The organism is Pelotomaculum isophthalicicum JI, assembly GCF_029478095.1.
GTDB lineage: Bacteria > Bacillota > Desulfotomaculia > Desulfotomaculales > Pelotomaculaceae > Pelotomaculum_D > Pelotomaculum_D isophthalicicum.
Genome location: NZ_JAKOAV010000005.1, coordinates 1 through 12303, shown reverse-complemented (window position 1 = coordinate 12303; position 12303 = coordinate 1). Strand labels below are relative to the sequence as shown.

General features: G+C 45.7%; 6 protein-coding genes, 2 tRNA genes, 2 rRNA genes and 1 other annotated feature. All 10 genes read right to left on the bottom strand.

Annotated elements, in window-relative coordinates; translation table 11 throughout:
• Positions 1 to 7: 7 nt before the first annotated feature.
• Positions 8 to 3361, bottom strand: a complete 3354-nt coding sequence (locus L7E55_RS03870) for a restriction endonuclease subunit S (RefSeq protein WP_277442738.1) — start codon at positions 3359 to 3361, stop codon at positions 8 to 10.
• A gap of 651 nt (positions 3362 to 4012) precedes the next feature.
• Positions 4013 to 4106: transfer RNA gene (locus tag L7E55_RS03865), tRNA-Ser, on the bottom strand.
• 37 nt (positions 4107 to 4143) lie between these two features.
• Positions 4144 to 4233: transfer RNA gene (locus L7E55_RS03860), tRNA-Ser, on the bottom strand.
• Positions 4234 to 4326: 93 nt separating this feature from the next.
• Positions 4327 to 5595 (bottom strand): serine--tRNA ligase, encoded by a 1269-nt coding sequence (serS, locus tag L7E55_RS03855; RefSeq protein WP_277442737.1) that lies wholly within the window; start codon positions 5593 to 5595, stop codon positions 4327 to 4329.
• Between the two features lie 272 nt (positions 5596 to 5867).
• A complete protein-coding gene (serA, locus tag L7E55_RS03850; RefSeq protein ID WP_277442736.1) occupies positions 5868 to 7451 on the bottom strand; it encodes a phosphoglycerate dehydrogenase in 1584 nt (527 codons plus the stop codon).
• A 3-nt stretch (positions 7452 to 7454) separates the two neighbouring features.
• The gene (locus L7E55_RS03845) at positions 7455 to 8606 is read right to left on the bottom strand and encodes a pyridoxal-phosphate-dependent aminotransferase family protein (RefSeq protein ID WP_277442735.1); all 1152 of its coding nucleotides are present in this window, start codon (positions 8604 to 8606) and stop codon (positions 7455 to 7457) included.
• Between the two features lie 64 nt (positions 8607 to 8670).
• Positions 8671 to 8895: a binding site (T-box leader), on the bottom strand.
• A 65-nt stretch (positions 8896 to 8960) separates the two neighbouring features.
• Positions 8961 to 9527, bottom strand: coding sequence for a pyridoxal 5'-phosphate synthase glutaminase subunit PdxT (gene pdxT / locus L7E55_RS03840; protein WP_277442734.1), 567 nt, complete (start codon positions 9525 to 9527; stop codon positions 8961 to 8963).
• Between the two features lie 56 nt (positions 9528 to 9583).
• Entirely contained in the window at positions 9584 to 10468 is an 885-nt protein-coding gene (pdxS, locus tag L7E55_RS03835) for a pyridoxal 5'-phosphate synthase lyase subunit PdxS (RefSeq protein WP_277442733.1), read from the bottom strand.
• 702 nt (positions 10469 to 11170) lie between these two features.
• A 5S ribosomal RNA gene (gene rrf / locus L7E55_RS03830) occupies positions 11171 to 11285 on the bottom strand.
• Positions 11286 to 11492: 207 nt separating this feature from the next.
• Positions 11493 to 12303, bottom strand: a 23S ribosomal RNA gene (locus tag L7E55_RS03825); the annotation flags it as partial.

Sequence of the window (12303 nt, the reverse complement as noted above, 5' to 3'; positions counted from 1 at the left end):
CATAAAACTACAAATACTTTTTTAGCACACCGTCTTTTATGGATTTCAGTTCACCCAGTCTGCCTTTTAGTGTCCCGATTTCCGCTTCGTGTTTCTCTATCTCCGATACGATTTCTTTTTGCTTTTCAAGCAGAGGAAGTGGGATTTGATAATTCAAGATGGTATCCTTTTTGGCGCGAGGCATTTTAACTCCTTTGATATTCTGCATTTCGTAATCAAAGAAATCATTAGTTGCTAAGTTGTAATATACATACTTTGGTATGATATCTTTGGAAACCACAGTTAATACGAGTACATCGTTTGAACTGCCACCATCATTATTTGCAAACCAAATTTTCTTCAAATATGGACGTATATTAGACAATAATATGTCACTTTGTTTATAAGCTGTCACACTCCCTGTTGTGGGGAGATATTGAGAATCAACTTTCCCACCTATGTTAGGCAGCAGATTATCGACACCAATATAATTTTTCGCAGATAGCTTTTGGTAATCAATTCGCTCTTCTGAATACTGCACAATACTACCCAATTTTGTCATTGCAAAACCGCTATTGAAGCAATTATCTATAATTAAGTTAATATTGTCTTTTCCAGATTCAATCTGCTCTTTTGTGGCGTTTTCTTCATTCTCGATAGCTTCAATTTCCGCAACAATTTTTTTCTGCACTTCAAGCGGTGGGATCGGGATTTTGATTTCCGATACTTGTGGAACAGTAAGTTGAGGAATGTTTACTCCAAATTGATTTACACCCATATGGGAGATGATGTATTCCAAATATTTGCTAATTGCAAAATCTTTCTTTGGTACTAAAACAAGCAACCTAACAATAGGATAAAAAGGCGCTTTTCTTGCTTTTACAAAACCGATTGTTCCTCTAGCCGATATTGTTACACATTCTTCGTCTACTTTAGCAATGTCAGTATAACCGTATAACCCATCTTTTTCTACAGAATTAGCAAAAATAGGAATCTTATATTCGGGTGTTTCATTTAAAGAATATCTACCTTTTGGTAAATCTCCCCCAGCAAATAACTTCTCAGCTACTTCACTCAACTTTACCATAGGATAGCTAGAAACTATTTTGATTCTTTTATTTAAATTGACAACTCTGTCAAACTTGCCCGTCCCATAGTCAATAAACCCACTCATGCGGCCATAAGACACATTTTGGGACAAACTTTCATCTATATCCACTTCTTTACCAAGGAACGCATTATAAATATAACTATTTGCCTTTTGTGGGTTAAGCAAATCGCCGGATTCATCATATAGCTTCGTCCCGCCGGGCAATCGCTTCATACCCTCGTGGCCCCGGCGTTCACTAAATTCATACCCCAAAAATTCTTTTTCTTTCTGTTTCTTGCCTGTCTTCACCAAAACGATGTTTTGTGAATATGTAAGAAGGAAGTAGAGCATTTTTTCTTTCTCTATCTCAAATGCCTTTGCATAAACATCATCGCCAAACACTTTTGCATAATCCGCAAATAGCTCATGCTTCACCATCCGGCTACTGGCATTGCTATTCAGAAAAGATATGTAGTCCTCGAAATATAAATCATCGTACACATTCGTAACGTATTTTGAAAAAGCATATTCTATTCCGGCAACGGTAACATCCTTCTTATTGGCAAAGAAAGTATCTATCGCCCTTGAAATAGCAATACTATCGTTATCGGAACGGCGCTCAAGGAAAAGAACAACGGTATTCGTCCCGGTTTTCATGAACGTGCCTGAGCCCAATTCTACTATCGCTTTTACATTGAAATACTTGAATATGATTTCACGCGCTCTCGAATGGATGCCGCCGTTGGATAGTATGGAACTTGGCAGAATTATACCCGCCCAACCTCCAACTTTCAGCAACTGTTTCATGCGCTCGATAAAGAGGCATTCGATTTCGGAACTGTTATCAGTTATATGGTCAAAAAGCTCAAACGTTTCGCTTCCATATTTGAGCATACTTTTAAAAGCCTCAACAGAGTATGGCGGGTTTGAGATAAGGATATCAAATTGTCCGTTGTTCTTCCTGTCGAGGGTGGATATTTGCTTCAGTTTACCTCTATATTCATCTGATTTTTCAAAATTGCCCAACCCGTTAGCCCACACAATAGTGGCCTCTCCATCGCCGTTGAAAAAGGCGCTGACCTTTGTGGTTTTTACGAGCCTGTTATCCAAATCAATACCGTAAACTGAATCTCTCGCCCATAAAAACTTAGTCAAGCCTTGCCATGATTGAAAATAATTTCTTACGCTAGGCAACGCTTTGGAAATATTGATTTTTGTATCAATTATATCCTGCATCTGCGACATGTATTCGGTTAAAAAATGTCCGCTACCGCAAGCGTAGTCCATCACAACAGGGAGCGTATCACGTTCCCTATTGTCAATTCTTTTTTGAACAAACTCTTTCAATGGGAGTGAAGATATAATGAAACGGGTTATCGGAACCGGGGTAAAAAACTGCCCCGCTTCCTGTTTCATGCTGGCGTTTAACAGTAGTTCAAAGAAATTGCCCAAGAATTCGTGTTTTTGGTCATACCTAAACTTGTAGACCTGCAAAAGCTCCACGATTTCACGAACTATTTTCGCGTTCAATTCAAAGGTCTTGTTGTCCAAAACCTCAACAAACGCAAAATTTGGGCTTTTCTTCAACCTAGCGTCCCTGAACATATCCTTCAGCCGTTGCTTCTGCGCTTCGTTGTCAATACCCTCTAAAGCTTGAGATACCTCATCTTCCGAATGGTCAATGACATCTATCTCAAGAAAACGCCACATACCTTCCTTGTATAAATCGTTAAGCCGCATTTGCAGGCTTTCATCGCTATCCGTTTCCAACCACTGAAACTCTAGCTCATCGTCCGCGTTCTTGTTCTCATCAATGATTTTGCATACAAACAAATTTAGGAGTTTATTAAAAGCGTTGGGTTTATCAGATATTGCGTTGTGGCGCAATATCTCCATAATTTGATTATAGATTTTCCCGCTGTCCTCTTCTTTGAGCGTCCTGAGCATCCCATATGTAAGCGCCTTATGCTTGACATCATAAGGCGCGGAGTAGTTCTCAAAAATACCGTTGTCCTTAAAATTTTTGTTCCAATATTCGTAGATTTCTTTCGTGCCGGATAACTCGCGCCAGTTATCCTCAACTACAACGATGCTATTTTTATATTCAACCGTCTTCCCGAGGCGGGAAGTATAAAGGCATAGATATTTTGTAGCTCTGTCTTGCGTGTAGTAAGAAAATAGCTGCCCGCCGTCCCTGAGCATCTTTTTATGCTCTCTTTCGTACTCCTGCCCCCAAGTCTTACATTCAATCATAAGAAAAGGAACATCGCCATCATAGACAAGGATATCCAATTTTCCCTTCAGATTCCGGCCTAATGGATATTTCTTTTCTAATTCGATGTTATACGGTTTGTACCCCTTTTCCAGCAGCCTATCGACGCATTCCAACACCACAAAATTTTCAGGGTTAGAAAAGTTGCTTGTTGTCGCGTCACCTAATCTTATGCAAGCCCCCCGCGGAGTGACCTGCGTAAAATACTCTATCTTTTCTTCGTTAAAGTCAATGCAAATGAAGTACCCGTCGTGCGAAGGATATGATTTAAAATATACATTATTTTTCCCATTTTGAGGAGCAAAACCCAGTGCTGCAATCAGTTTTTTAATACTTTCCGTACTGGATTGCATGTTAGTACCTCCTCATACCCATAGTTATACATAGTTATGGTATCACAAGCAGTGATGATTTCCAAGTATTTTTTGCAGTTTCTGTTCATTTGTTTAGCTTTTTCACATATCCGCCTATCACTGCATTTAGGCTTTTACACATGCTCAAGGGTCTTGTCACCAATTTTCCATCACGGTATGAATAAAGTCTGAATATCAAGAATAAATATTCAGCGGGTAATGGTAACATGTTACCGCGATCTTGTTGTCATTTTTGGCTTAGAGGTATTTGCTGATAAAAAGGCGAAAGCCTACAAACAGACATGTTTGTAGGCTTGGTGGCGGAGAGTGAGGGATTCGAACCCTCGAGACAGTTTAACGCCGTCTACTCGCTTAGCAGGCGAGCGCCTTCAGCCAACTCGGCCAACTCTCCACAACATTACCTTATATACTTCCAATTCCCGGTATTATGGCGGAGGGGGTGGGATTCGAACCCACGGGACCCGCAAAGGACCAACGGTTTTCAAGACCGCCTCCTTCAACCGCTCGGACACCCCTCCATTCAGGCCCTCCAACTGCCGGTTTAATCACATAATAACACATTAATAAGTTTACCATAGATAAAATTATGTGTCAATTTAAGAAAATTGGCATCAACAAATCCTGGATAATCCACCCATATAAGGCCTTAATACCTCCGGTATGGTTACTGATCCATCAGATTCCTGGTAATTTTCCAGAATGGCGGCCACTGTACGGCCAACTGCCAGACCTGAGCCATTTAAAGTATGCACCAATTCGGCTTTTCCTTTCTGGTTCCGGAAGCGGATTCCCGCCCGCCTGGCCTGGTAATCTTCAAAATTACTACAGGAAGATATTTCTTTATAATCCTGATAACTAGGCAGCCATACTTCGATATCATAAGTTTTCGCGGATGAAAAGCCCAGATCTCCAGCGCAGAGAACCACCACCCGGTAAGGCAAGCCTAACAATTGCAGCACTCTTTCCGCATTTGCGGTAAGTTTCTCCAGTTCATCGTAGGATTGTTCAGGCCGGCAGAATTTTACCAATTCGACCTTGTTAAACTGGTGCTGGCGGATTAATCCGCGCGTGTCCCGGCCGGCAGCCCCCGCCTCGGCCCTGAAACAGGCGCTATAGGCGCAATGATAAACCGGCAGTTTTTCACCGTCGAGGATTTCATTACGGTAAAGGTTAGTCACCGGCACTTCTGCTGTAGGGATCAGGTAATAGTCAGTGCCTTCAATTTTAAACATATCCTCGGCAAATTTAGGTAACTGTCCGGTACCCACCATACTGTCCCGGTTCACCATAAATGGCGGAAATATCTCCACATAGTTATGTTCAGAAGTGTGCAGGTCCAGCATAAAACTAATCACTGAACGTTCCAGCCGGGAACCGAACCCCTTGTAGAAGCTGAATCTGGTGCCGGTAACCTTGCCGCCCCGCTCAAAATCAATAATATCCAAAGCCTCGCCGATTTCCCAGTGCGGTCTGGGCGCAAAATCAAATTTACTGGGTTCGCCCCAAGTGCGCACTACCGGGTTATCCGTCTCGCTGCTGCCGGCCGGTACTGATTCATGCGGCACGTTGGGGATATTCAGCAGAATAATCTGCAGTTTTTCCTCAATGACTTTAATCTCTTCATCTCTTTCCTTTATCTGCTGTGAGAGCTCCCTCATTTCCAGAACCATGTCTTTAGTTTCCTTGCCGGACTTCTTCAAACGGCCGATTTCCTCGGACACAATGTTGCGCCTGCTTTTCATTTGTTCTACGATAAACAGTTTATCCCGGCGCTGTTCATCCAAGTCAAGAAAATCATCCAGGGAAACCGGAGAGCCTCGTTTGGCAAGAGCATCCCGCACCAGATCGGGATTACTTCGAACAAATTTTAAATCCAGCATTACCTCTCCCCCCAGTTGAAAATTATAAAATAAACTTATGTAAATGTAAAATATTAGTCGTAGTATTATACTATAAAGGCAATAGTTTGTAAAATAAATCCCACATTTATAGCTCCATGGCTTGAAATAGTAAGGCCTCAAAATCGCCGCTTTTGTACATCCAAAGGTCACTTATCCATAGATCACGAAAAGCATAATCTCCTTAATGACAAGGAAAGGCGCCTCAATTGAGGCGCCAACCGTCCCAAATAACCAAGTTTTTAGTAGAAGTTTTATAAACTTACGTTTTTCACACCCTGCACCCCATCGATTTTAGCGATTTCCGCCATGGTTTCTTCAGGTACGGGAGTATCAACGTTCAAGAGCATTACCGCTTTGCCGCCAATAGATTTGCGGCCTACCTGCATACCGGATATGTTAATGTCATGCGCCCCAATCAGGTTGGCTACCGGACCGATGATCTTCGGCTTGTCGGTATGTGGAACATAAAGCATATGCCCCTCCGGTACCGCATCCACGTGGTAGCCGTCGATAAACACGAACCGCGGGTCGGTACCACCGAAAATAGTCCCAGCCACTGAAATTTCGTCTTTGTCCGAAATAACCTTGACTGTTATCAGATTGGCATAATCGCCCTCTTCACCGGCCTGCTGCTGGATAACATTGATGCCGCGCTCTTTGGCCAGGGTCGGAGCGTTAACAAAGTTGACCATCTCCTGCAGGATGGTGTCCAGGAAACCTTTTAATACCGCTGTAGTAATGGGGGCTACATCCTGGCTTGCCAAGTCCCCGCTGTATGTGATTTCAATCTTTTCAGTCCGTCCGCCGACCAACTGGGCGACAAACTTGCCCAGCTTTTCCGCCAGTGTCAGGTAAGGCTTGACAACTGCCATAACTTTCGGACTCAAGGATGGAATATTAACGGCATTCTTAACGAAGTCCCCTTTCAGGGCAGCCACAATCTCTACTGCCACGTCAAAGGCCACGTTAAGCTGGGCTTCCTCGGTAGAAGCGCCCAGGTGCGGGGTACCAATGAAATTGTTTAATTCGAAGAGTGGGCTCTCCGTGGTAGGCTCTTTTTCAAATACGTCCAGTGCCGCCCCGGCGACTTTGCCCGACTTCATCGCCGCATATAACGCTTGCTCATCCACCACGCCGCCTCTGGCACAGTTAACTAACCGTACCCCGTCTTTCATCAGGCTGAAGGCTTTCTCCCCGACGATATATTTGGATTCCTTGGTTAGAGGCAGGTGATTGGTAATAAAGTCCGCTTGTTTAAATAACTCTTCCAGCGGGAGCAACTGTATTCCGAGACTCTCAGCTTTTTCCTCACTGATATATGGATCGTAGGCGACAACCTTCATCTCCATGCCCTGAGCGCGCTTCGCCACAGCCGACCCGATCCGGCCCAGCCCGATGACACCCAGTACTTTATTCCTGAACTCAACACCCATGAAGGACTTCTTGTCCCACTTGCCGGCACGCAGGGTTGCCCAGGCCTGCGGGATGTTGCGGGTGAGCGCCAGCATCATAGCCATGGTGTGCTCGGTTGCGGCAATGGTATTGCCGTCCGGGGCGTTGACCACCAATATTCCTTTTGCTGTTGCGGCAGCCACGTCGATATTATCGATACCGACACCCGCGCGCCCTATTATAATCATCTTAGAGGCATGTTCAATAACTCTTGCGGTAGCTTTCGTGGCACTCCGCACGATCATTGCGTCATACTCACCGATAACATTGCACAACTCATCCTCGGACATTTTTTCGCCGATAACCACTTCAATATCCGGCTCGCGCCTGAGCGCCGCCAAACCAATTTCAGCAACACCGTCCATTACCAATACTTTCTTCATTATTTATTCCACCTTTCCCAAAAATACTTCCTGGGCGGCTTTAACACCTGTGCCAAGCTCAACAGAATAGCCGACTTGCGCCAGTGCCATTTCCAGCGCGCTGATAGCAATCATAATATCCATTTTATCAGAGAAGCCCATATGAGCAATCCGGAATATCTTTCCTTTCAATTTTCCCTGGCCGCCAGCAAAAGTGATCCCATACTGTTTCTTCAGTACTTTGCGAATATCGTCAGCGCCGATGCCCTCCGGGCTCCAAACGGCTGTGAGTGCGTTAGACGCGCAACGGTCCTCGGAAAGAAGCTTTAATCCCAAGGCCTTGGCGGCAGCCCGGGTAGCCTTGGCCAGCAAAGCATGGCGCGCGTAAACATTGTCCATACCTTCCGCCAGCATCATGTCCAGGGCGGCATCCATCCCCAAAAACATCGACACACCAGGTGTGTAAGCGGTATTCCATTTATCATATACTTTCTTGGCAGCCGGCAGGCTGAAATAAAACCGTGGCGATTGGTTGTCATTTACTACCCGCCAGGCTTTTTCACTAACGGTGATCACAGAAAGGCCGGGCGGCAACATAAGCGCTTTCTGAGAGGCCGTGCACAGGATGTCGACACCCCATTCGTCCGTCTTATGTTCAATAGCGCCAATGCCGCTGACACCATCAACCAGCAGCAGGGCGGGTGTTTTAGATACAAGCGCGGCAATTCCCGCAATATCGTTTTTCACACCGGTAGAAGTCTCGTTCTGAGTCGCCAGTACAACTTTATAGCCGGAATCGGCGGCCAGTTTTTCCTCAACGACCTTTAAATCAACATCATTGCCCCAGCCAAAATCCACCTCGTCAACCTTGGCGCCGTATGCTTTGGCGATATTCGCGAAGCGCTCGCCGAAATTCCCGGTAATCAAGGCCAATACTTTATCGCCGGGATTCACCGTATTTGCAATGGCTGTCTCTAGTGAGCCGGTACCGGAATTAGTAAGTACAAATATGTCGTTATTCGTTTGTAAAACTTTCTTCAATTTACCTACAATCTGCTCATGCAACTTGGCAAAGTCGTCTGACCTGTGGCCTATCAGAGGTTGCGACATAGCGGCAACCACTGTCGGCGGTACAGGTGTGGGACCCGGAATCATTAAATATTTTTTGTCTTGCATTTGAGTCTCCCCTCTCTCATTTAAATTTACACTTTAAAATATTAAAAACCCCTCATCCCTAAAAAATAGGGACGAGAGGTTACTCCCGCGGTGCCACCCTTATTAGCCGGAATAACTCCGGCCCACTCGAGCTTGTGATAACGGGAACTAACCCGGGTTTGCCTACTTCTGCTTTCAGCAAACCTCCTCCAGGGAGCCTGTTTCATCATGCCGCTCTTACCGGTTCACAGCCACCACCGGCTCTCTGAAAAGGATACAGCTGATTACTTTACCCCTTCACAGGGTTTTTATTAACCTGTTAATTAAATATACTATATCCGACCTCAACTTACAATATGAAAAATAGTTGTTTTATTATAAACAATTTTCTATAAAATAACGATGAAGCCGTAAATCTCCGGTTAGTTCAGGATGAAAAGCCGCCGCCATAAACCTCCCCTGACGAGCAAGCACAATTTTCTCTTCATATTTCGCCAGCACCTGAACGTTTCCGCCGACACCGGTAATATATGGCGCGCGGATAAAAACCGCCCGGTATGGTTGCGCCCCCAAAACAGGTATATCCAAATCAGTTTCGAAACTGTCTACCTGCCGCCCGAAGGCATTGCGCTCCACGGATATGTCCATCAAATTAAGACGAGCTTGCTGTGAACCGTTAATCTCCTTAGCCAACATAATTAGCCCGGCGCAGGTTCCGAGTACCGGCAAACCATCTTCGCTCATTTTAATTATGGGCTCAAAAAGCTCGAATTCGTTCATCAACTTTCCTATGGTTGTGCTCTCGCCGCCAGGTATGATCAACGCTGATATACCATCAAGCTGCGTGTTCTTTCTGATTTGCGTCGACTCTACTCCACATTCCGCAAGGATTTTCTGGTGTTCCCTGAAAGCTCCCTGCAAGGCCAGAACACCTATTCGCATAATATCCTAAACTTCCTCCCATGATATTTATTAATTAAATTAATATTATAAGAAAATCACCAGCCACGGTCTTGCATTCTATACTCAGGGGAAATAGTGGCTATCTCAAGACCCGGCATCGCCTCGCCCAGGTTCTTTGAGACTTCCGCCAGTATACCGGGATCGTTGTAATGTGTGGTTGCAACCACAATAGCCTTGGCCCTGGCCGCCGGATCATTCGACTTAAATATCCCTGAACCCACAAATATCCCGTCACAACCCAACTGCATCATCAGGGCGGCATCGGCTGGAGTAGCTATTCCGCCCGCCGCGAAATTCACCACCGGGAGAGTGCCTGTTTCGGCTGCCTGTAACACTAATTCATAAGGCGCACCCATTTCCTTCGCCGCCGCCATCAGTTCCTCTTTAGGCATGTTCTGCAGCCTGCGGATCTCCCCCATGACCATTCGCATGTGACGTACAGCTTCCACCACGTTTCCGGTCCCGGGTTCACCCTTTGTACGGATCATCGCCGCTCCCTCGCCAATCCGCCTCAATGCTTCACCCAGGTTTCTGGCTCCACAGACAAACGGCACCTTAAAAGCATGCTTATTTATATGGTGGTTCTCGTCAGCCGGTGTTAATACTTCACTCTCATCAATATAGTCCACACCAAGAGATTCTAATATCTGGGCTTCCACGAAGTGACCGATACGCGCTTTTGCCATTACTGGAATCGTGACAGCATCCATTATTTTTAATATGACGGTGGGATCGGCCATCCTGGCCACTCCCCCGGCAGCCCGTATATCAGCCGGCACCCGCTCAAGCGCCATCACTGCGCAGGCACCCGCTTCCTCCGCTATTTTGGCCTGTTCCGGGGTGGTAACATCCATGATTACGCCACCCTTTAACATCTCGGCCAGACCTTTTTTAACCAACCAGGTTCCTTTTTCTGCCACCACAATGCCCCCAATACTACTTCTTGTTAACTATCAAATAATTTTACAATATCCTACCTACAAAAACAAGATCGGACGGATTATTAAAGTTGAAGATACCGTTCAATAATAGGCTGTATAAAATGAAACGTTTTATTCAGCAATGCTCCGGCAGCAAAAGAAACGCACAGAGTTATCATAAAAACAAAAATTAGCCGCCAAATCGCTTTCATTGTCGGCCACCTCTCGAGGGTTTATATGTAAATACTACCACATATTGTCAATCTATATATCCTTTGATTTTTTACTTTATTTTACTGAATTATCCTTATTTTCTTTCAAATGCTATCCTGCTCGCTACCCCTGGGTTAAAAAGAAAAGCCACACGAACTTTTATATTTTGATAATATTTATTAAATACGACCGTGTTCGAAAAATATTTGGGGTAGTCGGACCGGGGTTATCCTCCGCTCTCTCCGCAATTTTCATGCTAATTAAAAACACCGTTTTATCAACCGCTGCGACCAGACTGCCATACGCTAGCTACGCGTCTATTTGAGCTTTTCTGCATGCCTGCACGCGCTATAAACCGCACCCAGTGCTCCGCGCCGCTCCGGATAAACACCCGGTCCGGCAAGTCAAGCCTTTTCGAACACTGCTGTTATTCCCAAGCAATAAAGAAAGGGACACACCTTTTTCAAGAGAATGTCCCTTTAAATTTAAATCTGGCAGCGACCTACTCTCCCAGGGGCGAACCCCAAGTACCATCGGCTCAGGAGGGCTTAACTGCCGTGTTCGGTATGGGAACGGGTGTACCCCCTCCGACATTGCCACCAGAAACCTTTTGGAATTTGGATATTAGAAATTGGATATTGGAACCGCTTTCTAATTTCAACTGTTCCTTCAAAACTGTACAGGGTAGTTGAACAAGCTATTGGTTTGCTGGTTGTTGGTCGTTAGCCGTTGGTTTATTTGTAGAAATTCGCTTTAGCGAATTTCCTCCATCCTAACCACCAACCAATAACCAATAACCAATATCTAAATTTAGGTCAAGCCCTCGACCTATTAGTACCGGTCAGCTAAACTCATTACTAAGCTTACACACCCGGCCTATCTACCTGGTTGTCTGCCAGGGGTCTTACTAGCTTTAAGCTATGGGAAACCTCATCTTGAGGGGGGCTTCGCGCTTAGATGCTTTCAGCGCTTATCCCGTCCAGACATAGATACCCAGCGCTACCGTTGGCACGATAACTGGTACACCAGTGGTCTGTCCATCCCGGTCCTCTCGTACTAGGGACAGCTCCTCTCAAGTTTCCTGCGCCTGCGACGGATAGGGACCGAACTGTCTCACGACGTTCTGAACCCAGCTCACGTACCGCTTTAATGGGCGAACAGCCCAACCCTTGGGACCTACTACAGCCCCAGGATGCGATGAGCCGACATCGAGGTGCCAAACCTCCCCGTCGATGTGGACTCTTGGGGGAGATAAGCCTGTTATCCCCGGGGTAGCTTTTATCCGTTGAGCGACGGCTCTTCCACTCGATACCGCCGGATCACTAAGCCCGACTTTCGTCCCAGCTCGACCTGTACGTCTCGCTGTCAAGCTCCCTTCTGCCTTTACACTCTAACGCGCGATTTCCAACCGCGCTGAGGGAACCTTTGGGCGCCTCCGTTACTCTTTGGGAGGCGACCGCCCCAGTCAAACTGCCCGCCTGATACTGTCCACGCACCGGCTTCACGGCGCTATGTTAGAACTTCAATACTCCAAGGGTGGTATCCCAACGTTGACTCCACCAAGACTGGCGTCCTGATTTCCAAGTCTCCCACCTATCCTGTACATGCAATACCAAAACCCA